At 65.1% G+C, this 21837-nt stretch carries 22 protein-coding genes; 12 read left to right on the top strand and 10 right to left on the bottom strand.

Going from position 1 to position 21837, the window contains the following annotated elements:
- Positions 1-52: 52 nt before the first annotated feature.
- Positions 53-1210, bottom strand: a complete 1158-nt coding sequence (locus tag ACTIFP_RS09560) for a serine hydrolase domain-containing protein (protein ID WP_439568483.1) — start codon at positions 1208-1210, stop codon at positions 53-55.
- Between ACTIFP_RS09560 and ACTIFP_RS09555 the strand changes: the two genes are divergently transcribed.
- Complete coding sequence (locus tag ACTIFP_RS09555; protein WP_439568482.1) at positions 1209-1640, top strand: hypothetical protein; 432 nt, start codon at positions 1209-1211, stop codon at positions 1638-1640. The genes ACTIFP_RS09560 and ACTIFP_RS09555 overlap by 2 nt on opposite strands.
- A gap of 10 nt (positions 1641-1650) precedes the next feature.
- Here the strand turns inward: ACTIFP_RS09555 and ACTIFP_RS09550 are convergent, their stop codons facing one another.
- The 5 genes from ACTIFP_RS09550 to ACTIFP_RS09530 form a co-directional block, all read right to left on the bottom strand.
- Complete coding sequence (locus ACTIFP_RS09550; protein ID WP_439568481.1) at positions 1651-2433, bottom strand: helix-turn-helix domain-containing protein; 783 nt, start codon at positions 2431-2433, stop codon at positions 1651-1653.
- 227 nt (positions 2434-2660) lie between these two features.
- Complete coding sequence (locus ACTIFP_RS09545) at positions 2661-3584, bottom strand: alpha/beta fold hydrolase (protein WP_439568480.1); 924 nt, start codon at positions 3582-3584, stop codon at positions 2661-2663.
- Positions 3585-3865: 281 nt separating this feature from the next.
- On the bottom strand, positions 3866-4747 hold the full coding sequence (locus ACTIFP_RS09540; RefSeq protein WP_439568479.1) for a pirin family protein: 882 nt from the start codon (positions 4745-4747) through the stop codon (positions 3866-3868).
- A gap of 3 nt (positions 4748-4750) precedes the next feature.
- The gene (locus tag ACTIFP_RS09535; RefSeq protein WP_439568478.1) at positions 4751-5125 is read right to left on the bottom strand and encodes a cupin domain-containing protein; all 375 of its coding nucleotides are present in this window, start codon (positions 5123-5125) and stop codon (positions 4751-4753) included.
- Positions 5122-5412, bottom strand: a complete 291-nt coding sequence (locus ACTIFP_RS09530; protein ID WP_249340204.1) for a BolA family protein — start codon at positions 5410-5412, stop codon at positions 5122-5124. The genes ACTIFP_RS09535 and ACTIFP_RS09530 overlap by 4 nt, the downstream gene beginning before the upstream one ends.
- A 52-nt stretch (positions 5413-5464) precedes the next feature.
- Between ACTIFP_RS09530 and ACTIFP_RS09525 the strand changes: the two genes are divergently transcribed.
- The 4 genes from ACTIFP_RS09525 to ACTIFP_RS09510 all read left to right on the top strand — a co-directional run bounded on the left by ACTIFP_RS09525 (position 5465) and on the right by ACTIFP_RS09510 (position 8782).
- The gene (locus tag ACTIFP_RS09525) at positions 5465-6058 is read left to right on the top strand and encodes a J domain-containing protein (RefSeq protein ID WP_439568477.1); all 594 of its coding nucleotides are present in this window, start codon (positions 5465-5467) and stop codon (positions 6056-6058) included.
- Between the two features lie 12 nt (positions 6059-6070).
- Positions 6071-6508, top strand: a complete 438-nt coding sequence (locus tag ACTIFP_RS09520; protein ID WP_439568476.1) for an ester cyclase — start codon at positions 6071-6073, stop codon at positions 6506-6508.
- Positions 6509-6605: 97 nt separating this feature from the next.
- Positions 6606-7595 carry a cobaltochelatase subunit CobS gene (gene cobS, locus ACTIFP_RS09515; protein ID WP_439568475.1) on the top strand — a complete coding sequence of 330 codons (990 nt, stop codon included), beginning with the start codon at positions 6606-6608 and terminating at the stop codon, positions 7593-7595.
- Complete coding sequence (locus ACTIFP_RS09510; protein WP_439568474.1) at positions 7592-8782, top strand: alpha/beta hydrolase; 1191 nt, start codon at positions 7592-7594, stop codon at positions 8780-8782. Before cobS ends, ACTIFP_RS09510 begins: the two co-directional genes overlap by 4 nt.
- Here the strand turns inward: ACTIFP_RS09510 and ACTIFP_RS09505 are convergent.
- Positions 8779-8910 carry a hypothetical protein gene (locus ACTIFP_RS09505; RefSeq protein WP_439568473.1) on the bottom strand — a complete coding sequence of 44 codons (132 nt, stop codon included), beginning with the start codon at positions 8908-8910 and terminating at the stop codon, positions 8779-8781. The genes ACTIFP_RS09510 and ACTIFP_RS09505 overlap by 4 nt on opposite strands.
- On the bottom strand, positions 8907-10100 hold the full coding sequence (locus ACTIFP_RS09500) for an MFS transporter (RefSeq protein ID WP_439568472.1): 1194 nt from the start codon (positions 10098-10100) through the stop codon (positions 8907-8909). The genes ACTIFP_RS09505 and ACTIFP_RS09500 overlap by 4 nt, the downstream gene beginning before the upstream one ends.
- A 169-nt stretch (positions 10101-10269) precedes the next feature.
- On the opposite strand from ACTIFP_RS09500, the gene cobT reads away from it, so the two are divergent.
- The gene (gene cobT, locus ACTIFP_RS09495; RefSeq protein WP_439568471.1) at positions 10270-12093 is read left to right on the top strand and encodes a cobaltochelatase subunit CobT; all 1824 of its coding nucleotides are present in this window, start codon (positions 10270-10272) and stop codon (positions 12091-12093) included.
- A 77-nt stretch (positions 12094-12170) separates the two neighbouring features.
- Here cobT and ACTIFP_RS09490 read toward each other — a convergent pair whose 3' ends face one another.
- On the bottom strand, positions 12171-12614 hold the full coding sequence (locus ACTIFP_RS09490; RefSeq protein WP_439568470.1) for a hypothetical protein: 444 nt from the start codon (positions 12612-12614) through the stop codon (positions 12171-12173).
- A gap of 123 nt (positions 12615-12737) precedes the next feature.
- On the opposite strand from ACTIFP_RS09490, the gene ACTIFP_RS09485 reads away from it, so the two are divergent.
- The 6 genes from ACTIFP_RS09485 to ACTIFP_RS09460 all read left to right on the top strand — a co-directional run bounded on the left by ACTIFP_RS09485 (position 12738) and on the right by ACTIFP_RS09460 (position 19312).
- Entirely contained in the window at positions 12738-13325 is a 588-nt protein-coding gene (locus ACTIFP_RS09485; protein ID WP_439568469.1) for a hypothetical protein, read from the top strand.
- Entirely contained in the window at positions 13322-13855 is a 534-nt protein-coding gene (locus tag ACTIFP_RS09480) for a hypothetical protein (RefSeq protein WP_439568468.1), read from the top strand. The genes ACTIFP_RS09485 and ACTIFP_RS09480 overlap by 4 nt, the downstream gene beginning before the upstream one ends.
- Before the next feature lie 182 nt (positions 13856-14037).
- Complete coding sequence (locus ACTIFP_RS09475; RefSeq protein ID WP_439568467.1) at positions 14038-15684, top strand: acetolactate synthase large subunit; 1647 nt, start codon at positions 14038-14040, stop codon at positions 15682-15684.
- A 113-nt stretch (positions 15685-15797) separates the two neighbouring features.
- A complete protein-coding gene (locus ACTIFP_RS09470) occupies positions 15798-17231 on the top strand; it encodes an aldehyde dehydrogenase family protein (protein WP_439568466.1) in 1434 nt (477 codons plus the stop codon).
- A 150-nt stretch (positions 17232-17381) separates the two neighbouring features.
- Positions 17382-18263 carry a UDP-2,3-diacylglucosamine diphosphatase gene (locus ACTIFP_RS09465; RefSeq protein WP_439568465.1) on the top strand — a complete coding sequence of 294 codons (882 nt, stop codon included), beginning with the start codon at positions 17382-17384 and terminating at the stop codon, positions 18261-18263.
- Complete coding sequence (locus ACTIFP_RS09460; protein ID WP_439568464.1) at positions 18260-19312, top strand: glycosyltransferase family 4 protein; 1053 nt, start codon at positions 18260-18262, stop codon at positions 19310-19312. The genes ACTIFP_RS09465 and ACTIFP_RS09460 overlap by 4 nt, the downstream gene beginning before the upstream one ends.
- Here ACTIFP_RS09460 and ACTIFP_RS09455 read toward each other — a convergent pair.
- Positions 19309-21750: a TonB-dependent receptor plug domain-containing protein gene (locus ACTIFP_RS09455; protein ID WP_439568463.1), complete on the bottom strand. Its 2442-nt coding sequence runs from the start codon at positions 21748-21750 to the stop codon at positions 19309-19311. The genes ACTIFP_RS09460 and ACTIFP_RS09455 overlap by 4 nt on opposite strands.
- Positions 21751-21837 lie beyond the last annotated feature (87 nt).

Raw genomic sequence — 21837 nt, 5'->3', positions numbered from 1 at the left:
GCTGAACTTTCCTGAACTTTGGGCGATCGGCGCCCGGCGTGGCCCCAGCCGTTCAAAGCGCTGCGGTCAAATCCGCGAGATGGCGGCGCAGTGCCGGAAACTGGTCGTCCTTGGTGACCCCCAGCCGGACGATCGTTACCCGCTGCGATGGCGACACGATGATATATTGCCCCTGATGGCCGATGCACGCGAACAGGTCGTTGGGGCCGCGGTCGGGCCACAACGCCGGCTGCGCTCCCGCCGGGCGGGCGCGGTTGAGCCAGATATGCCCGCCATAGCCGCGGTCGTTCGCCGACGGGCTGAGCATGAAGTCCATCCAGCTTTCGGGCAGCAGCCGCTGGCCGTTCACCACCCCGTGATTGCGCAGGAATTCGCCGAACTTGGCATAATCGCGCGCGGTCGCGTGCATGATCGAGCCCCCGATCATCGTGCCGCTCGCATCGAATTCGGGCGTCAGGCTGCGCATCCCAAGCGGCTCGACGAGGCGTCCCGCGATGAATTCGCGCATCGCATCGCGCCGCGCCGCGGGGCTTTGCGACGGGGTCAGCGTGTCGGCCAAAATGTCCGACAGGATGACGCTGGTCGCCGAGCTGTAGTTGAAGATCTCGCCGGGCTGCGCCGCCGCGGGTTTCGCTTCTGCGAACCCCGCCATGTCGGGGGCGCCGCCGCCGAACAGCATCGCGACGGTGTCGCCCTGCCACACCGGATCGCCATTTTCGATATGTTCGAGCCCCGCCGACATATGGAGCAGGTTCTTGAGCGTGATCGCGCCGCGCGGGTCGCCGCTGCGCTGCCATGCCGCCACCGGCGCCGGCCCGTCGAGCGCCAATTGCCCGTCGGCGACCAGAAAGCCGGTCAGCACCGCGGTGATGCTTTTCGCCATCGACCAGCTGATCAGCTTGGTTTCGGGGCCAAAACCCGCGGCATAGCGTTCGTAGATCAGCTCGCCGTCGCGCAGCACGAGCAGCGCGCGCGTTTGCCCGACATCCTCCGCATCGACGAACAGCGCGTCGGCGCGCGTCTTGATCGCGGCCGGCAGCATGGGCAGCGCTTGCGGCGTCTCCGTCGGCCTTATGCCGTCAAGCGACGCCCCGAACTTCGGCGCGGGCGACGCGGGCGCCAGATTGCCCTGCCCCGCCGCGTGCGCCAGCGACCAGGCCCCGAGCATCGCGAGAGCGGCACTTGCCAGCAGCCGTTTTTTCGTGATCATGGCACCAGTGACTAGCACCAACCCGACCGGTCCTTCAACGGGCGAGACGCCGACCGCGGCACCGCCACCCGGGACACCCGCCGCACCCCCGCCGACACCGCGCAAGAAACCCAGCCGCTGGGGCGGCTGCCTGCCCTGGGCGCTGGTAATCGCGGTCCTGTTCGTCCTCTTTGCGATCTGGAAATTCCCGTCGTTCAAGGCGCAGGCCGAACTTGGCTCGGCCTATGCGGCGCGCGTCGGCTGCTCGTGTCGCTATGTTCAGGGGCGCAGCCTCGACAGCTGCCAGAGCGATTTCGAGCCGGGGATGGAGATGGTGTCGCTGAGCGAAGACCCGGCGACCAAGACCGTGACCGGCAGCGTCCCGCTGCTCGCGTCGCGCAGCGCGCGCTATGCGGGCACCAGCGGCTGTCTGCTGCGGCCCGAAAACTGAAGCCGAAGGGCTATTCCTCCCAGGCCGGCGGCAGGATCGCCGATATGTGACGCCGCCGCCACTCGCCGGGCGACATGCCGAGCTTGCGGCGAAAGATCGCGCACAGATGCGCATGGCTGGAAAAGCCGGTGGCAAAGGCGATTTCGGCGACCGACAGCGGGCGATTCATCAGGAACCAGCAGGCGCGGCGCAGCCGCTGGCGCAGCATATATTGCGCCGGGGTATAGCCCGTCGCGCGGGCGAAATGGACGATCAGACTGTTGACCGACATCCCCGCCTCTGCCGCCATCTCCTCGACCGTCAGCGACAGTTCGAGCTGGGTCTGGATATGCACCATCAGGTCGTTGATCCGCGGAATGACCGCCGCCGATTCGGCGCGCACCGTCATCCCTTCGAGCGTCTTGGCGAGGATCGCGATCAACGGATCGGCGACCGCGGCATCGCCCGCGGCCAACGCACGCACCAGCGCCGCAAGCGTCAGGTCATAATGCGCCGCCAGCGCGCGCGTGTCCGGCGCCACGACCAGCCGGGTGGCGGGAATTTCGACCTCGATATAGCGGACCCCGCCGCCCTTTGCCTCGCCATGATAGCGGCGCCCGGCGGGCGCGAGCCACATCTCGCCGGGCAGCGGGTCGCCGAGCGACGTCCGCCGGTCGTCGAGCCAGGTTTCCAGCCAGTGATAGCTTCCCGCCTCATACAGGTACAGCACATGGACGTCGCGCTCGAGCGTCCAGTTCACTGGCCCATCAACCCGGTCCACGATCGAGGCGACCTTGAGTCCTCCGACTTCCATGACACGAGTATGGCAAGTTGGGGAGAATGTGAAAGCCTGCCATTTGCACCAAACCTATGGTTAACTCGCCCCTCCAAAATCTTCGGATGACGGCAGAAAATGGGGGAAAACTGCCGTTGGACAGACCCTTTGGCGTGTCACCAACACACCCCACGAGACCCCCCCCAGGCGGGCGGCGAACACGCCGCCCGCCACCCTTTTTCAGATGGGCAACCGGGTCGCTGTCATCAGCCCTTTGTCAGGAAATCGTCCATCGCGGCATTGACTGCATCCGGCGCCTCCCACGGCACGAAATGGCCGCAGTCGGCGACATGGACGATCTGCACATCGGGGACGAGATCCGCCATACCCTCAAGGTTGCACGGCGGCAGCGCGACGTCGTCGAGCGCCCAGATAACGAGCGTCGGGATAGCGAGCTTGGGAAACGGCGTCGCGGGCGGCGCGGCATAGGGTGCGTCCATCGCCGGGACGATCGACGGCGATCCGCGATACCAGTTGATCATCGCGCGGCACGCGTCGCGATCCTCCCAATCCTTGAGCAATCGCGCGATCTCGTCGGGCGGCTGGATACCGCCGCTCGGCACCCGCCCGGCAAAGGCGTGGGCCAGGATGCCCGCGATGCCGTGATCTTCGATGATCGCGTCGTTCGCCGGGTCGCGAAAGATGCTGATATATTGGCTCGCCGCGCGCTGCTGTTCATTGGTGAACAGCAGCCGCTGAAAGATCGCCGGATGCGGCGCGTTGGCGATGACGGCGCGCCTCACGCGCCCCGACCATGCCGGATGGAGCCCGTTCAGCTGGCCGCCCAGCGCCACTCCCCAAGCAATCGCGCCGCCCCAGTCGTGGCCGACGATGGTAAATTCGCCCACGCCGCGCGCATCGGCGAGCGCGAAAATGTCGGCGATCAGCTTGTCGGGGGTATAGGATTCGGCGTCCTGCGGCTTCGACGACCCGCGATAGCCACGCTGGTCGGGTGCGATGCAGCGAAAGCGACCCGAAAAATAGGGCAGTTGATAGCGCCAGGTGCGGTGCGATTCGGGGAAGCCGTGGAGAAAGATCAGCACCGGCGCTTCGCGCGGGCCGATGTCGACGATGTCGAGTTCGATGCCGGTCGCGAGCTCAACGCGGATCTGCTCAAAATCGTCGGTCATCGACATCGCTCCTTTGGTTTTATTTCGAAACCAATCTGGCGGGGATCGTCGCGGCTGGCAAGTAGGCACAACCGTCCGTCACACAGGCCATCCGGCGAGGATTGTCCGTTTTGGGGCGGGGAGCTGGCGTTCTCACCTAACTTCGTCATTCCCGCGAAGGCGGGAATCCCGCTCTTTTCTTTCGCCGTCGCAACGCGGGATTCCCCGCCTTCGCGGGGATGACAGGAAATGGTCGAAACCCGCCACTCCCCTTCTCGCCACACCCCAAGTTTGATGTCGCTCTAGGGATAACTCACCGTCTTTGCCACTTCGGGAAGCGGAATGAACTCCGCGCTGTCGCCGGGGACGAGCGGGAATTTGCCGTCTTTCCAGTCGTGCTTCGCCTGATTGATGCGGTCGCGGCTGGAGCTGACGAAATTCCACCACACATGGCGCGGCGTCGCGAACGCTTCGCCGCCGAGCAGCATCACCCGCGCATCGCTGGTCGCGCGCAGCGTCATCGCCTGCCCGGGTTTCAGGATATAGAGGCTGTAACGGTCGAGCCGTTCGCCATCGAGGCTCGCGTCGCCCAGCGCGACGAGCACCGCCCGCTCGTCGGCCTCGGCTTCGATCGGGATCGCCGCGCCCGCGTTCATCAGGATGTCGGCATAGATCGTCGCGGCATGCTGGGTGATCGGCGACGCCTTGCCCCACAGGCTGCCCATGATCACCCGCGCCGAGACGCTGCCATCCTCGATCAGCGGCAGATCGTCCTTTGCAACATGTTCGAACGCCGGGTCGATCTCTTCCTTGCCGTCGGGCAAAGCGAGCCAGGTCTGCATCCCCGAAATGCCCGATCCGGTGGCGCGTTCGGCCGCCGGGGTGCGCTCCGAATGAACGATGCCGCGGCCCGCGGTCATCAGGTTGCAGGCACCGGGGCGGATCGTCGCGCGCGTGCCCAGGCTGTCGCGATGCTCGATCGCGCCCTCGAACAAATAGGTGACGGTCGCCAGGTTGATGTGCGGATGCGGGCGCACATCCATGCCGGTGCCGATGTCGAAATGCGCCGGGCCGAATTGATCGACGAAGATGAACGGCCCGACCATCGTGCGCGATTTGCTGGGCAATGTCCGCCGCACTTCAAAGGCGCCAAGGTCGTGGGTCGAGGGGGTGATGATGTCCATCGGTCAGTCCAGCCTTTCCAGCGTCCGCCGTGTCTTTTCGGTTTCGACATTGCCGGTGTTCAGCGTCGATCGCGGTTCGAGCAACACGACATGGCATTCCCCGTCCAGCGCCTCGGGACAATGTTCGACACCGCGCGGCACGATGATGAACTCGCCCGGTTCGACAATCACATCGCCGCTACGTAGGCCCATCTTCATTCGTCCGGCGACGACGAGGAATAATTCATCCTCTATATCATGGTGATGCCAGTCGAACTTGCCGTCGAGCTTGACCAGCTTGATCTGGAAATTGTTGATGTCGCCCGCGATGTGCGGGCTCCAGGCCGTCGGGATTTTTGCAAAAGCGGCGGCGAGATTGACCTTGGCGACCATCGTCATTCCCCCGGCGCGCGCGCCTTGATCGCCAGCGCGTGGACGCGCTGCCCGGGCAGGTCGCCGAGCGCCTTGTTCACTGTGCGTTGGCGGGCGACGCGGTTCATCCCGGCAAAGCCCGCCCATTCGATCGTCAGGCTGAAATGCGATTCGCCGCTGCCGTCGTCGCCGGCATGGCCATGATGGCTCGCGCTATCGTTGCTCAGGATGAAATTGGCGTCGGGAAAAGCTGCGCTGAGCAGGCTTTCCATCTCTTGTTGCACGGGGCCGTTGCTGCTCATGGGGTTGACCATAAGCGCTCCGTCGCCAAATTATAAGGCCTCTCCAGCACCTCGAAAGCGCATTTTGTCCACGTCCCCCCGCCCCAACCGCTTCCATGGCCGCGTTCCGCGCGACGAGCCCTGCGCCGCACCCGGATGCCGCGAAGCGGGCGAGTTTCGCGCCCCGCTATCGTGGACCCGCTCGCCCGATGGGCCGCCGCAATATCGCTGGCTGTGCCTCGACCATGTCCGCGAATTCAACGCGGGTTATAATTTCTTTGAAGGCATGAGCGCCGACCAGATCATGGCGGCGCAGTCGCCGACTGCAGGATGGGAAACCGAAAGCCGCACCTTTCGCGCCGCGGGCAGCGCCGACCTGCCGCCGCGCTGGGCCGATTTCAAGGATCCGATCGACGCGCTGGGCGCGCGCTTTCGTCAGCGGATGGACGAAGCGCGGCGCGAGGCGGCCAACCCAGGGCTGACGCGCGAGGAACATGCAGCGATGCAATTGCTCGGCCTGCCCGCCGATGCCGACCGCGCGACATTACGGCGGCGTTACAGCGAGCTCGTCCGGCGCTATCATCCCGACCGCAACGGCGGCGACCGCAGTTACGAGTCGCGGCTGGGCGAGGTCGTCGCGGCGTATCAGCTGCTCCGCAAGACCAAGGCCTTTGCCTGAGGGAGAGCCAGGATGAGCGAACTCGACGAAGCCCGCATCGAAGTGGTCCGCCGCCATATGGCGCTCGAGATCACCCATGATTGGGACGGCGTCATCGCGACGTTCGATCATCCGCGTTACGAATTGCTGGGGCCGGGCACGATCTTTGACGGAGAAACAGCGGTGCGGTCCTATTTCGCGGCGTCGCGCGAACCGTTTCCCGATCAGGCGAACGAGGTGATCGCGATTGCCGCCGATGGCGCGACCGATACCGTGCTCGTCGAATTCTGGCTGACGGGCACCCATCTCGGCCCGCTGAAACTTGGCCCGCGCACGATCGCGCCGACGGGCAAGGCGTTCCGGATCCGGATGGCGGCGAGCTTTGTCTTTGCCGCGGACAGCGACAAGATCGTCTGCGAGCGCCCCTATTATGACCAGTCGGCGGTGATGAAGGCGCTCGGCCTGCTTTGAAAAGGCGTTGCAAGCTGAAACCGACGCCTATACCGCGCTAGCCGAAGCGCCGAGCGACCGGCGACTCTCTCCCGACCGCCCTCGCTGGATCTTTGACATGACCGATATTCCGAACAGCCTTCCCGATCACCACGGCTCGACGCTGCTTGCGGCGCCCGATGTCGAGGTCGATGCGCGCGAACTGTTCGGGGTCGACATCGACATGAAGGTGCCGGCGTTCAGCGAAGCCGACGCACGCGTTCCCGACCTCGACCCCGCCTATGTCTTCGACGGCGACACCACGCTCGCGATCCTGGCAGGCTTCAAATACAACCGCCGCGTGATGGTGCAGGGCTATCACGGCACCGGCAAGTCGACGCATATCGAACAGGTCGCAGCACGCCTCAAATGGCCGTGCATCCGCGTCAATCTCGACGCGCATATCAGCCGCATCGACCTCGTCGGGCGCGACGCGATCGTGCTGCGCGACGGTCAGCAGGTCACCGAGTTCCGCGAAGGCCTGCTCCCCTGGGCGCTGCAGACGCCAACCGCGCTGGTGTTCGACGAATATGATGCGGGGCGCCCCGACGTCATGTTCGTGATCCAGCGCGTGCTGGAGACCGAGGGCAAGCTGACGCTGCTCGACCAGAACCGCGTCATCCGCCCGAACCCCCATTTCCGCCTCTTCTCGACCGCGAACACCGTCGGGCTCGGCGACACGAGCGGGCTCTATCATGGCACGCAGCAGATCAACCAGGGCCAGATGGACCGCTGGAACATCGTCGTCACGCTGAACTATCTGCCCGCCGCGACCGAAAGCGCGATCATCCTGGCCAAGGTGCCGAACACCGACGACACGACGGTCGCCAATATGGTCAAGGTCGCCGACCTGACGCGCCAGGGCTTCATCAACGGCGACATCTCGACCGTCATGTCGCCGCGTACCGTGATCAGCTGGGCGCAGAACGCTGCGATCTTCAACAATCTCGGCTTCGCCTTCCGCCTCTCGTTCCTCAACAAATGCGACGAGGCCGAGCGGATGATCGTCGCCGAATATTATCAGCGCGTGTTCGGCGAAGACCTTCCCGAAAGCGTCATCGGCAAGTGACGCTGCTGCGCCACCTGATGGTGGCGACCGCCGCCCTGACCCTGTCCGGCTGCATCGCGGCGGTCGATTATGGCAAGGTTCGCCACGCCGATTATGTCGCCGACCCGCGCTGCACCGCCCAGCCGGGCGCGGTGATCGATGGAGACGCGCTGCCGTTGTTCTTTGCAACCAGCCGCCTTCCCGACTGCCGCTCCTCCGACATCAGCCTGCTCCGCCACCGCGGCGACAAGATCCGCTATGGCCGCTTTGCTGTGCCGCGCGAGACCGAGGTGGGCGGCAAGACAAGGTTGCGCACCCCGATCGCGTTCCAGGATTCCGCCGACTGGTGGACCGCCTTGCAGGCCGAAACCGACCGGCGTCAGGGACGCGTCCTGCTCTATGTCCATGGCTATCGCGAGACGTTCGAATCGACGTCGAAGGACGCCGCGCAGATTGCGCGGATGACCGGGTTCGACGGGCCGGTGATCGAATATAGCTGGCCGTCGCAAGGCGAGGTGCTGAGCTATGCGGTCGACGAAACCAACATGTATCACGACGTCCGCAATTTCCGCGATTTCCTGAAGACGCTGGCCGAGCGGCCGTGGGTCAAGGAAATCGTCGTCGTGTCGCACTCGCTGGGCGCGCGGCTGGTCATTCCCGCCATCGCCTACGTCGATCGCGCGTCGAGCAGCGCCGACAGCAGCAATATCTCGAACGTCATTCTGGCATCGCCCGACATCGACCGCGAAACATTCGAACGCGACATCGAGGAAGAGGTGCTGTCGCCGCGCCGCGTCGCCAACGACCGGCGGATCACCGTTTATGTCTCGCACGCCGACAAGGCGCTGGCCGCATCGCGCGCGCTGCACGGCTATCCGCGGCTTGGCTCACCCTATTGCTTCGACCCGTTCGAGGCGGCCGACCTGAAGGCGAAGGGGCTTCCGGTGCGCTGTTATCCGGTGGCGCGCGCCGGACTGACCATCGTCGACACCACCGACGTGTCGCGCAGCGCCACTGGCCACAGCAATTTCCTGCGCAGCGCGGCGGCGTGCCGCGATTTCGTCGATGTCGTAGCGGGCAAGCGGGCGCGGCCCGAGCGCAACCCGACCCACCTCGCGCATGCGTTTCGCCTGACGCCCGACCCGGCCGATCCGAAGCCCGATGATGAAGCGATCTGCAATCGCGTCCCGGTGATCGTCGCGCCTTAAAAGCCGCACATGATCGCGAAACTGCTGAGCCAGACGACCGGCCCCGCGCCGGCCCACAGCCACAGGCCGCCCGCCGCAACGGCCGCAAACAGCGCCAGCGCAATGCAGTCCTGCCGCTGCAACCTCACGCCGGTTGCAGCCGTCTGACCGGCGCGTCGGCGATCGGCAGGTGGACGAGCCCGGCGAACAACCCGAGCGCGATCGAAATGCCCCAGGCGATATTATAGCTGCCCGTGGCGTCAAAGATCAGCCCCGCCACCCACGCGCCGAAAAAGCTGCCGACCTGATGGCTCAAAAACACGATGCCATAGAGCATCGAGAGATAGCGGATGCCAAAGATGCGCCCGACGATGCCGCTGGTCAGCGGCACGGTGCCGAGCCACAGGAACCCCATCGCCCCCGCGAACACCAGCGCGCTCGCGTGGCTGAGTGGCACGAACAGGAACAGCGCGATCACCACCGAGCGCGCGACATAGAGCGCCGAGAGGACGTATTTCTGGCGCAGCACATCACCGGCACGGCCGAACACGTAGGAACCGAGGATATTGAACAGCCCGACCAGCGCCAGCACCTGCCAGCCGATATTGGTCCCCAGCCCCTGGTCGTCGAGATAGGCGGGAAGGTGGGTCGCGATGAAGGCGATGTGAAAACCGCACACAAAAAATCCGGCGTTGAGCAGCCAGAAGCCGCGGTGCACCACCGCCTCCTGCAATGCTTCGCGGGCGGTCTGCTGCTCGACCTCCTCGGTTCCCGAACTGCCGGCTCGACCCGCAACGCCGATGGCAAGCAGGCCACACAGTCCGACCATCACCGCCATAATCAACAGCGTTTCGTGATAACCGATGTCGCGTAGCAGCCGCGACGCCAGCGGCACGACGAGGAACTGGCCGAGCGAGCCGCCCGCGGTGACGATGCCGAACGCGCTGCTGCGCTTCTCCGGGCTGACGACGCGCCCCACCGCGCCCAGCACGACGACAAAGGTCGTCGCCGACTGCGCCATGCCGATGAAGATGCCGAAACTGATGTGCAGCCCGATCGCGTCGGTCGCAAACGCGGCGCCGATCAGCCCGAGCGCGTAGAGCAGCGCCCCCGCCAGCACGACGCGTCCCGCGCCATGCTTGTCGGCGAGCGCGCCAACGAAGGGCTGGACCAGCCCGAAGAGCAGATTCTGCAGCGCCATCGCCAGCCCGAAGTCGGAGCGGCTGATCCCGATATCGACGCTCATCTGCGGCAGGAACAGCCCGAACGACTGGCGCACCCCCATCGCCAGCGTGACGATGACGGCAGCGCAAAGGATTACGATCCAGGGGCGTTTCATGGGGGACAGGGCGGGAGAGCTCATCCACGCCGGATGCTCCCGCGGCGGTGCCGCGTCAAGCGAGCTTAGCTATCGCTTTGGCTATCCTCTCTTCGTCACCCCGGGCTTGACCCGGGGTGACGATAAAGGGGATTTCCTTCGATGGTCAAAGCTGGTTAGAGCCGACTCGATGACCGCCTCCTCGCCCCTCGACGATTTCAAGGCCGCGCTATCCAGCGTCGCGCGTGCGGTGACGCGCGATGCCGAGGTCGAGGTGGGGTTCACCGCCGATGCCCCGGCGCAGATCGGCAAGGCGATCAAGGTGCCGACGCCCTCGCGCACGCTGCCGGCGGATCAGGTCGCCGAAGCGCGCGGTTTTGCCGATTCCTATGCACTGCGCATGAAGCATCACAGCGAGAAATTGCACGCCGCGGCGCGCCCCGCCGAACCGCTCGCCGCCGCCGCGTTCGACGCGATGGAGCGAGCGCGGATCGAGGCGCTCGGCGCGCGCCACATGGACGGCATGCGCGCGAACCTGTCGGCGAGCCTCGCGATGCGGATGCGGAGCGATCCGATCAGCCGCGCGCAGGGGCGCGACGATGTGCCGATCTCGAGCGCGCTCGAACTGATGCTGCGCGAGGCGCTGACCGGCGATCAGGCGCCGCAGGGCACCGAAACCGGCCTGTCACTGGTCCGCGAATGGATCGCCAAGGAGGCCGGCGGCGACCTGACCGCGCTGTCGATGCTGCTCGACGATCAGGCCGCCTTTGCCGAGACCGCCAAGCTCGCGCTGCGCCACCTCGACCTGATCCAGAGCGACGAGCCGGTGAACGAGGGTGCCGAGGACGGCGGCGAGGAAGATGAGAGCGAGGCCGACGAGAGTCAGGAAGAGCAGGACAGCGAAGACGGCGGCGCCGGGGAATCGCAGGTCGACGCGCGCGCCGAAATGGCGGGCGATCAGGCCGACGACGGCGACAGCGACCCCGATGCGCAGGAAATGGAAGCCGACGGCGAGCCCGAAATGGGCGGCGAAGGCGATGAGGGCATGTTGCCCGTGCGCCCCAATCGCCTGCCGAGCGACATTCCCGATTTCAACTATTTGCGCTTCACCGAAAAGCATGACGAGATCATCCTCGCGACCGAGCTGTGCGATGCCGACGAACTGACCCGGCTGCGCGCCTATCTCGACCAGCAGATGCAGCATCTGCAGGGCGCGGTGACAAAGCTCGCCAACAGGCTGCAACGCCGCCTCATGGCGCAGCAGAACCGCGCGTGGGATTTCGACCAGGAGGAAGGCCAGCTCGACGCGGCGCGGCTCGCACGCGTCATCGTCTCGCCCGGCCAGTCGCTGAGTTACAAGATCGAGCGCGATACCGATTTTCGCGACACCGTCGTCACCCTGCTGATCGACAATTCGGGGTCGATGCGCGGGCGGCCGATCAGCATCGCGGCGATCAGCGCCGACATCCTCGCGCGCACGCTCGAACGCTGCGGGGTGAAGACCGAAATCCTTGGCTTCACGACGCGAACGTGGAAGGGCGGGCAGAGCCGCGAGGACTGGCTTGCCGCCGGTCGCCCCGCGCACCCCGGCCGCCTCAACGATTTGCGCCACATCATCTACAAGCCCGCCGACGAGCCCTATCGCCGCGCGCGCAAATCGCTCGGGCTGATGATGCGCGAAGGGCTGCTCAAGGAAAATATCGACGGAGAGGCGCTGATGTGGGCGCACCAGCGGATCATCAATCGCCCCGAAGAACGCCGCATCCTGATGGTGATTTCAGACGGCGCGCCGGTCGACGACAGCACCCTGTCGGTCAACCATGGCGCCTATCTCGACCAGCATCTGCGCCAGGTGATCGACTGGATCGAAAACCGCTCGCCGGTCGAACTGTGCGCGATCGGGATCGGCCATGATGTGACGCGATACTACAGCCGCGCGGTGACGATCATGGACGCCGAACAGCTGGGCGGGACGATGGTCGAGCAGCTGGCGGGATTGTTCGACATCGACTGAGTCGATTTCAAAAAGGGGAGCGGCAACGCTGCTCCCCTTTCCGTTTCGTCCAACCGCCCGGCCCGCGGCGGACGCGCTTATTTGGTCTTGCCGGTCCACGCCGCGGGGTCGAAACCCTCGAGCGTGTCGCCCTTGGTCCCAGCGGCGATTTCTGCCTCGGTCAGGAACTTGATCGCGACGCCGCCGGCCTTGGTGTTGCCCCAGCTGAGCGCGGTGATGTGGCTGTCGCCATATTTGGCGCCGATCACGGCATCGGCACCAAGCTTTTCGCCACGTTCCCAGATCTCGTTATAGATTTTCTGCTGCGACGGTTCCTTGCTGAAAATCGTCGCTTTGCGCACCCCTGCGGTCACCACGCCGACGATCCGGTACGGTTTGTCGGTAATGTCGTGCGGAAAGACCGGGACGCCCATTTCTTCGTTGACCACGATATAGGCCACGTCCTTTTTCTTCGCGATTGCCGGCGTTGCGACGGCCATTGCGGTCACGGCGACCGCCGCGAGGAAATTGATTCGCTTCATGATATTGCTCCCCCAATTGATGCGCTTTCATCCATCGCCATGCGGGCCCAGGTCAACCAGATTTTATCTTGGCAAATCGCGCCGTTCATGGCCTAAAAGCCGCTGGGGTTTCTGGGGGATATCATGACTGCACTTTCAGCGGCGCTGGCCGCGGCTTGGTCGATGCTGGCGTTGCAGGCCGCGCCGGTCGATACACCGGCTCCGGTGGTCGCCGCGACCGAACCGGTGACGGTCGAACCCGCCGCGCTACCGGCGGCGCCGGTCGTCTTGCCGCTGCTGTTGCGGCGCGACACGCCGATCCATTTCATGGTGGTCAACGAAGTGACGACCAAGACGCATCGGGCGGGCCATCGCTTCAAATTGCGCGTCGACAAGCCGGTGATCGTCGACGGAGACGTCGTCATCGCGGTGGGTGCCACGGCGTGGGGCGAGGTCACCGCCGCGACGGGCAGCGGCAATGTGGGCAAATCGGGCAAGTTGGAGGCAAAGCTTCTCTACGTCGAAAGCCGCGGCCTGCAGATTCCGATCAACGGCAGCAACGCCGCCAAGGGGGCCGGCGGCGGCGGCGAGACGGCGCTGGGCGTCCTCGCGCTCGGTCCGCTCGGCCTGTTTGCCAAGGGCAACAACGCCAAGATCAAGGCGGGCGAACTGATGACCGGCTTCGTCGAGCAGGATGTGGAAATCCCGCGCGCGGTGCCGGCCGGGCTATGACCGCGCTTGGCGCCGCCGCGATCGGCATCGGCCTGGCGCTTGCCAGCCCCGCGGCCGGTCAGGACGATCGCGCCCCGGCGCCGATTGCCAGCGCGTCCGAAACGCCGATTCTGGTTCCCGCGGGGACCGTCATCGATCTGGTCACCACCAATGCCGTTTCCAGCAAGAAAAGCGTCAAGGGCGACCTCCTCCATCTGAAGGTCTCGTCGCCGCTGGTCATCGACGGCATCGTTGCGATCCCCGCCGATGCCGTCGTCGTCGGCCAGCTGAGCCAGGCCGACCAGCGCGGTGCGTTCGGCAAAAAAGGCAAACTTGAAGTCCAGCTGCTCTATGCCGAGCTGCCCGGCGGCACGGTGCGGATCAGCGGCGCGCTGGAAGCGAAAGGCAAGGGCGGCGCCGACGATGCGGCGGCCACCGCGGCCGCCTTTCTGTTCCTGCCCTTCGTCGCCACCGGGCGCAGCGCCGAAATTCCCGCCGGATCGCAGGTCGCCGGCCGCCTTGACCGCGATCTTCGCATCGATCGGCGCTGATCGGACGGCCGCGACGCCGCACAGGGTGACAACCCCCTCCCCCCTCGTTACAAACTTCCCCGGAGCAGCAGGGACTCGCGGCCTGGACGACGGGAGCCGCTGCACCGATATTCATGCTGTGGGTCGCCAGCATGGCTTGGGGCCGCACCGGGGTGGTGCGTGGCTGAGGGGGCGACTGTCACATGAAAAAAGCATCCGACCTGTTCATCGACTGCCTGGAAGAAGAAGGCGTCGAGTATATTTTCGGCGTTCCGGGTGAGGAGAATCTCGACTTCCTCGACAGCCTGTCGCGGTCGACCAAGATCAAGCTGATCCTGACCCGCCACGAACAGGGCGCGGGCTTCATGGCCGCCACCTATGGCCGCCATACCGGCAAGACCGGCGTCTGCCTCGCGACGCTCGGTCCCGGCGCGACCAACTTCGTCACCGCGGCGGCCTATGCCCAGCTCGGCGGCATGCCGATGATGATGATTACCGGGCAAAAGCCGATCAAGAAGTCCAAACAGGGCCGGTTCCAAATTCTCGACGTCGTCGCGATGATGGGGCCGATCACCAAATTCACCCACCAGATGGCGTCGTCGGACAATATCCCGAGCCGGGTGCGCGAGGCGTTTCGCCTGGCCGAGGAGGAAAAGCCCGGCGCGGTGCACATCGAACTGCCCGAGGACATTGCCGATGAACATACCGATTCGACCCCGCTGAAGCGCAGCCATAGCCGCCGCCCGACCGCCGACGTCAAATCGATCCGCGAAGCGGTGAAGGCGCTGGAGGAAGCGACCTCGCCCGTCCTCGTCATCGGCGCCGGCGCCAACCGCACGATGACCAGCCGCATGCTGCTGCAATTCATCGAAAAGACCGGTATTCCATTCCTCACCACCCAGCTCGGCAAGGGGGTGATCGACGAGCGGCATCCGAAATTCCTCGGCTGCGCGGCGCTGTCGGCGGGCGATTTTGTCCACCGCGCGGTCGAGGCGTCGGACTGTATCGTCAACCTGGGGCATGACGTGATCGAAAAACCCCCCTTCTTCATGAAGCAGGGCGGCCCGACGGTGATCCATGTGTCGACCAAGACCGCCGAGGTCGATCCGGTCTATTTCCCTGACATCGAGGTCATCGGCGACATCGCCAATGCGATCTGGCAGATGAAGGAGGACATCGTCCCCAATGGCGGGTGGAAATTCGACCATCTGCTCGCCTATCGTCAGGCCGAGGTCGAACATACTGCTCCGCTGGCCAAGGATGCGCGTTTCCCGATCTTTCCGCCGCATCTGGTGCAATCGATCCGCGATGCGATGCCCGACGACGGGATCATCTGCCTCGACAACGGCGTGTATAAAATCTGGTTCGCGCGCGGTTACACCGCCTATCGCCCCAACACCGTGCTGCTCGACAATGCGCTGGCGACGATGGGCGCCGGGCTGCCCAGCGCGATGATGTCGGCGATGGTCTATCCCGACCGCAAGGTCATGGCGATCTGCGGCGACGGCGGCTTCATGATGAACAGCCAGGAGATGGAGACCGCGGTGCGCCTGGGGCTCAACATCACGGTGCTGATCCTCAACGACAACAGTTATGGCATGATCCGCTGGAAGCAGGCGAACATGGGCTTCAAGGATTGGGGGCTGACCTATGGCAACCCCGATTTCGTCAAATATGCGGAGGCTTATGGCGCGCACGGGCATCGCGTCGAAAGCGCGGCGCATCTGAAAGCGCTGCTGGCGCACACGCGCGATACGCCCGGCGTCCACCTGATCGACTGTCCGGTCGATTATTCGGAGAATGACCAGATTTTGAACATCGACATCAAGAAGCTGTCGAAGGAGCTCTGATTTTCCTGCTTGCTGGACCCCGGCGAACGCCGCGGTCCAGAGCACCCTTGCGCCGACGCTGCGCGTTTTAGCCCGGGACCCCGGCATTCGCCGGGGAACGGAGATGTGAGACTATGAAACTCAAAACCGTCTATCCACTCTACCTCAACAACAAGGCGGCGCAGCCGAACACCGACCTCGAGGTGATCGACAAGTTCACCGGCAAGGTCGCCTTCCGTACTGCGCTCGCGACCCCCGACGTCATCGACGAGGCGATCGCAGGCGCCGTCCGCGCTGCCGAGCCGATGGCGCGGTTGGCGAGTTTCGAGAAGCGTGACGTTCTTAATCATTGCGTTATGCGCTTTCAGGAGCGCTTCGACGAGCTCGCTTTTGCGCTCTGTATCGAGGCGGGAAAGCCGATCGCCGACAGCGAGGGCGAGGTCAGCCGCCTGATCGACACCTTTCGCATCGCCGCCGAGGAAGCCACCCGCAACTATGGCGAGGTCCAGCCGCTCGACATTTCGGCGCGCGCCAAGGGCTATATGGGGATGTGGAAGCGGGTGCCGATCGGCCCGTGCAGCTTCATCTCGCCGTTCAACTTTCCGCTGAACCTTGCCGCGCACAAGATCGCCCCGGCAATCGCGATCGGCTGCCCCTTCGTGATGAAGCCCGCGTCGATGACGCCATTGGGCGCGATCATCATGGGCGAGGTGCTGGCCGAATGCGATATTCTGCCCGAGGGGGCGTTCAGCATCCTTCCCGCGAGCCGCGCCGGGGCCGACCTGTTCACCACCGACGAGCGGCTGAAACTGCTATCCTTCACGGGCTCGCCCGGCGTCGGCTGGGATTTGAAGGCCAAGGCGGGGAAGAAAAAGGTCGTGCTTGAGCTCGGCGGCAACGCCGCGGTGGTCGTCGACAAGGATGCCGACCTCGACCACGCGCTCGCGCGGATCATCTTTGGCGGCTATTACCAGTCGGGACAAAGCTGCATCCATGTCCAGCGCGTCATTATCCACGCCGACATCTACGACACCTTCCGCGATATGCTCACCGCGAAGGTCAAGACACTGAAATCAGGCGATCCCAAGCTGCGCGATACTTTCATCGGGCCGATGATTTCGGTCAAGGAAGCGCAGCGGCTGAAGGGCTGGATCGACGATGCGGTCGCCGCGGGCGCGACCCTGCTCGCGGGCGGGGGGTGCGAAGGCAATATGCTCGAGGCCGCGCTGCTGGAGAATGTGCCCGCGGACGCCGATGTCGTCGTCGAGGAAGCTTTCGGCCCCGTCGTCGTGCTTTCGAAATTCACTGAGTGGGAGGCCGCGCTCGCCGAGGTCAACGACAGCAAGTTCGGCTTGCAGGCCGGGCTGTTCACCAGCGACATCCAGAAAGTACTGGCGGCGTGGGATCATCTTGACGTCGGCGGCATCGTCGTCAACGACGTGTCGAGCTACCGCGTCGACAATATGCCCTATGGCGGGGTGAAGGACAGCGGCCTCGGCCGCGAAGGTGTGCGCTTCGCGATCGAAGATATGAGCGAAATCAGGAACCTGGTGATCAGGCGAACCTGATTGGATCATGGTTAACGGCATATGTGTCAAATAGGCAACGTCACACAAGTGACGCCGAACCGTCCCCATAATGTCGCGACTTTGAGTCGAAGGGTGTAACAAAACTCCTGTCTAGCCCGTGGGCAGCCAAGGCTGCTGACGGAGTGTGACATGGCCTCGATTTCGACCCTGCCCATCCCCGCGCGTTTCCCCGATCCGTTCACGACCGACCCGCACGTCCCCGAGCGGCTGATCGGCGAACGGCGGAGCTATCGCACCGTATGGGTGAGCGACATCCACCTCGGCACGCGCGGCTGCAACGCCGCGATGCTGATCGACTTCTTCGACCATGTCGACTGCGAGACGCTCTACCTGGTCGGCGACATCATCGACGGCTGGCGGCTCAAGAAGCGCCACTTCTGGCCGCCCGAGCATAATGACGTCGTGTGGCGGGTGCTCAAGCGCGCGAAGCGCGGCACGCGCGTCGTCTATGTCCCTGGCAATCATGACGAAATGTGCAAGCCGTTTGACGGCTTCGATTTCGGCGGGGTCGAGATCCGGCGCGAGGCGATCCACGAAACCGCCGACGGCCGCAAGCTGCTCGTCGTCCACGGTGACGAATTCGACGCCGTGATGCTCGCGCATCGCTGGCTCGCCTTTGTCGGCGACGCCGCCTACACCGCGCTGATGAAGTGCAATGTGGTCGTGAACCGCATCCGCAGCGCGTTCGGCCTGCCCTATTGGTCGCTGTCGATGGTCGCCAAGCACAAGGTCAAGAACGCCGTCCAGTTCATCGGCCGCTACGAAGAGGTGGTCGCGCATGCGGCGCGCTCGCGCGGGGTCGACGGCGTCGTGTGCGGCCATATCCACAGCGCCGAGATGCGCGAGATCGAGGGCACCGAATATTATAACGACGGCGACTGGGTCGAAGGCTGCACCGCGCTGGTCGAACATCATGACGGAACGATGGAAATCCTCCACTGGGCCGACGAGGTCGCGGCGCGGGCAGTCCCGGCAACGCTCGAACTCCCCGCTCCGGCGCGTGCTGCATGAGGATACTTATCGTCAGCGACGCATGGGAGCCGCAGATCAACGGGGTGGTTCGCACGCTGCAAGCAACGATCGCCGAATTGCGCGCCGCGGGGCATGAGGTCGAGATCATCTCTCCCGACCTGTTCCGCTCGATCCCCTGCCCCTCCTACCCCGAAATTCGCCTCGCGTTCGCGGGGTGGCGCAAGGTCGGGCGGCATATCCGCACCTTTGCCCCGCAGGCCATCCATATCTCGACCGAAGGACCGCTGGGGCTGGCGGCGCGGCGCTGGTGCATGAAGCACGGCTTTCCCTTCACCACCGCCTACCACACGCGCTTTCCCGAATATGTCGCGGCGCGGCTACCGCTATCGCCCGCGTTCGTGTGGCGCTTCATTCGCTGGTTCCATCGCCCCGCCCGGCACATCATGGTCGCGACGCGCAGCCTGGCGCGCGAGCTCGCCGATCAGGGCCTCGGCCAGACGATGATGTGGGAACGTGGGGTGGATCACGACCTGTTCCACGCCGACCGCGCCCCTCATCCCGCCTATGCCGACCTGCCGCGGCCGATCCAGCTCTATGTCGGCCGCGTCGCGGTCGAGAAGAATATCGGCGCTTTCCTGGACATCGACCGGCCGGGTACCAAGGTCATCGTCGGTGACGGCCCCGCGCTCGCAGCGCTGAAGGCGCAGCATCGCGGCGTCCTGTTTCTTGGCAAGCTCGGTGGCGAAACGCTCGCCGCGGCCTATGCCGGCGCCGACGTCTTTGTCTTCCCCAGCCGCACCGACACCTTTGGCCTGGTTGTCATCGAGGCGCTCAGTTGCGGCACCCCCGTGGCGGCCTATCCGGTGCCCGGGCCCGGCGACATCATTCAGGGTGACGCCGGCGCGCTCGACGAGGATCTGGGCCACGCGATCGACATGGCGCTCGCGTGCGACCGTACCGACGCCGAAGCGCTCGGCGCGCGGTACAGCTGGGCTAGCTGCACCGCGCAGTTCGCCAAAGCGCTGACCTTCGTACCCGGTCCTTCGGCGCCCGAAGGCGCCGTCGGTACCGCCGGGCTTGCCGCCTAGAACGTCTTGCGCCACTCCAGCTCGATGTAGCGCCCCAGCGGGTCGATATAGCCCGGCTGGTAATTGAGCGGCACCAGTCCGTTCGCATCGGTGATCTTGCGCTGCGCGTCGAACAGATTGTCGATCGACAGCCGCACCCGCGATCCTTTGAGGAACGGCAGCTTCTCTGTCAGCTTTGGCTTCTGGTTCAGGTCGACGAAGAAACGCAGGTTGAACGTCGCAAGGTCGCCGAATTTCAGGTCGCCCGCGGTGCCGCCGGTGACCGTGCTGCCGCTGTCATATTTGGCGCTGAGCCGCACGCCCATCCCCTTGTTGAACAGACCGCCGTCGAGCTCGAACAGGTGGCGGTTGCTGCCGCCGCCGCTGCCGGTCGCCGACCCGTCGAGCAGGTCGAGTTCGGGTACGCCGGGTCGGATCAGTACCTTATCGGTCAGCTTGATGGTGTGATACAGCGACACCTGCCAGCGCCCGCCCTGCGGGCCGCCGAACATGCCACCCGGACCGCCGGGGCCGCGACCGCCGCCGCCCATACGCCGCCCGCCGCCACCACCGCCGCGCGGGCGACCCGCGCCAGCGCCGTCGGGGCGCCCGCCACCGGGTCGCCCTGCCCCCGCGCCGGGCTGCGACTGCTGGCCAAAGCTTTTGCCGAAGTTCAGCCCCCAGCGGATTTGCGAATTTTCCACCTGGTCGAAATTGACCGGCCGCTGGTCCAGCGCGATCAGCACCCCATTGGCATCGCGGGTCACCCGGTCGGGAAAGGCCGCTTCGATCTCGGGCGTCAGCAACGGAAAGCTGTTCGCGGTGTCGCTGCTGTTGTTGCGGTTGTAATTGACCGAGAAATTCAGCCCCTCGACCATCGGCGGCGACCAATTGAGGCCCAGCTTCAGGTCGCGGCGCTGCTCGGCAAGCAGCAAGGGATTGCCGCCCGTCGTCGTCGTGATCTGCACTGTCTGGCCGGTCGCGAAATCATAATAGGTCACCGCGGGGGTCACCAGCGGCGCCGCGCCGAGTTGCTGGATACCCGGCGCCGCCTCATCCTGATTGAAGCTCGCGATCAGCGACAGATTGTCGGTCACCCCCCAGTTGAGGTTCGCGCCCCAGCTTTTCAGCGCCGCAAAATCGCTCGGATCCTGATATTGGCCGCTCAGCGTCAGCGACACGCGGCCGATATTGCCAACCTCATATTCTGGATCGAGCAACGGTACGGTCAGCGATCCGAACACCCCCGGCAGGTCGCGTGTCAGATTGGTGGTCGTGATCGCGCCCGAACGTTCGGACTGGCTGTCGAACCGCAGGCCCGAATAGCTCCCCGTCGCCGAAAGACGGATCGGTCCCGCCCATCCTTCGGTCACCGTGCCCGACAGGTTGGCGTTGCCGCCAAAGGTCTGCTGACTGCTGTCGAACCGGTCGCGGGCGCCGCTGATGCGGTCGGTAAAGGTGCGTTGATCGGCGTCGGCATAATTGCCCGACACCGACCAGCGCCAGTCGCCGAGCATCCCGTTGACGCTTGCGGTCGTCGTCAGGTTGCGGCTGCGGCTGTCGCGCTCCAGCGGGTCGGTCACGCCGCCGACGCCGGGGCCGAGCAGCGACAGGCTGTCGGTCTGGTCGAACCGCAAGTTGATCGACGCGTCGGTAAGCTTGTTCAGGCTGCGCTGGATCGTCGCGTCGATCCTATACTCGTCGGACGCACCAAGCAGGCTGCGCGCCGGGGCTTCGGCGGCCTGTGCGGGGTCGTCATAATCGAGATTGCGCTCGCTCTCGAGCAGCATCGATCTATGTTCCCAACCGGCGTTGACGTTCAGACGGCCGTTTTCACCGATCATCAGGAAACTGGGCTCAATTTCGCCCTGGAGTCGGCCGCCCTGTGTCGGGATGCCGCCTTCGGCCTCGACCGCGATCTGGCGGAAATTGGGCTTGAGCACCATGTTGACGACGCGCTCGTCGGCCGAATAGCCATATTGCAGCGCGACCTCTTCGGGGAACACCTCGACCTTGGCGATCGCCTCGGGTGGCAGGTTGCGGACCTCGCCAAAACCGCCGATGCGGCGCCCGTTGACCAGGATGATCGGCCGCCCGCCGCCGCGCCCGCGCCCCGAGCGCGTCTGGGGCGCCAGCGCGTCGAGCAGTTCGGACACGTTCGACACGCCATAGCTGGCGATCGCCGCCTCATCGAGCTCGGCCTCGGCCTTGATGTCGGTGTCCAGCTGCCCGGCGAGCCGCGGTGCGGTGACGACGATTTCGTCGCCGTCGATCGCGTCAAAATCGTCCTCGCCATCGTCGGATGCCGAGACGACCGGATCGGCGGGCTGCTCGGCGGTCGCGGTGGCCGCGACGCTCGTCGGCATCGTTTCGGTCTCGGCCAGGGCAGGCCAGGCGAGCGCGGCGCTGGCGGTCAGCAATGCGGCGCGCGCGGACAGGGACAGGCGAGATTTATTCATCGGGGGAGAGGCTTTCTGTTTTTATCTTGGTCGTTATTGGCGCGGTAGGCGTGAACCGACCATGACGATCTTTTGTGTCGGCGGTTC

This window comes from Sphingopyxis sp. (assembly GCF_051861155.1).
Lineage (GTDB): Bacteria > Pseudomonadota > Alphaproteobacteria > Sphingomonadales > Sphingomonadaceae > Sphingopyxis.
Note: the sequence above shows the minus strand (reverse complement) of the source record. Positions and strands in the feature narration are given on the sequence as shown.

Excerpts from the sequence above, each read along its gene's own strand:
- ACTIFP_RS09555 (WP_439568482.1), top strand. The coding sequence starts at position 1,209 with ATGGCACCAGTGACTAGCACCAACCCGACCGGTCCTTCAACGGGCGAG.
- ACTIFP_RS09560 (WP_439568483.1), bottom strand. The coding sequence starts at position 1,210 with ATGATCACGAAAAAACGGCTGCTGGCAAGTGCCGCTCTCGCGATGCTC.
- ACTIFP_RS09550 (WP_439568481.1), bottom strand. The coding sequence starts at position 2,433 with ATGGAAGTCGGAGGACTCAAGGTCGCCTCGATCGTGGACCGGGTTGAT.
- ACTIFP_RS09545 (WP_439568480.1), bottom strand. The coding sequence starts at position 3,584 with ATGACCGACGATTTTGAGCAGATCCGCGTTGAGCTCGCGACCGGCATC.
- ACTIFP_RS09540 (WP_439568479.1), bottom strand. The coding sequence starts at position 4,747 with ATGGACATCATCACCCCCTCGACCCACGACCTTGGCGCCTTTGAAGTG.
- ACTIFP_RS09535 (WP_439568478.1), bottom strand. The coding sequence starts at position 5,125 with ATGACGATGGTCGCCAAGGTCAATCTCGCCGCCGCTTTTGCAAAAATC.
- ACTIFP_RS09530 (WP_249340204.1), bottom strand. The coding sequence starts at position 5,412 with ATGGTCAACCCCATGAGCAGCAACGGCCCCGTGCAACAAGAGATGGAA.
- ACTIFP_RS09520 (WP_439568476.1), top strand. The coding sequence starts at position 6,071 with ATGAGCGAACTCGACGAAGCCCGCATCGAAGTGGTCCGCCGCCATATG.
- cobS (WP_439568475.1), top strand. The coding sequence starts at position 6,606 with ATGACCGATATTCCGAACAGCCTTCCCGATCACCACGGCTCGACGCTG.
- ACTIFP_RS09500 (WP_439568472.1), bottom strand. The coding sequence starts at position 10,100 with ATGAAACGCCCCTGGATCGTAATCCTTTGCGCTGCCGTCATCGTCACG.
- cobT (WP_439568471.1), top strand. The coding sequence starts at position 10,270 with ATGACCGCCTCCTCGCCCCTCGACGATTTCAAGGCCGCGCTATCCAGC.
- ACTIFP_RS09490 (WP_439568470.1), bottom strand. The coding sequence starts at position 12,614 with ATGAAGCGAATCAATTTCCTCGCGGCGGTCGCCGTGACCGCAATGGCC.
- ACTIFP_RS09485 (WP_439568469.1), top strand. The coding sequence starts at position 12,738 with ATGACTGCACTTTCAGCGGCGCTGGCCGCGGCTTGGTCGATGCTGGCG.
- ACTIFP_RS09480 (WP_439568468.1), top strand. The coding sequence starts at position 13,322 with ATGACCGCGCTTGGCGCCGCCGCGATCGGCATCGGCCTGGCGCTTGCC.
- ACTIFP_RS09475 (WP_439568467.1), top strand. The coding sequence starts at position 14,038 with ATGAAAAAAGCATCCGACCTGTTCATCGACTGCCTGGAAGAAGAAGGC.
- ACTIFP_RS09470 (WP_439568466.1), top strand. The coding sequence starts at position 15,798 with ATGAAACTCAAAACCGTCTATCCACTCTACCTCAACAACAAGGCGGCG.
- ACTIFP_RS09465 (WP_439568465.1), top strand. The coding sequence starts at position 17,382 with ATGGCCTCGATTTCGACCCTGCCCATCCCCGCGCGTTTCCCCGATCCG.
- ACTIFP_RS09460 (WP_439568464.1), top strand. The coding sequence starts at position 18,260 with ATGAGGATACTTATCGTCAGCGACGCATGGGAGCCGCAGATCAACGGG.
- ACTIFP_RS09455 (WP_439568463.1), bottom strand. The coding sequence starts at position 21,750 with ATGAATAAATCTCGCCTGTCCCTGTCCGCGCGCGCCGCATTGCTGACC.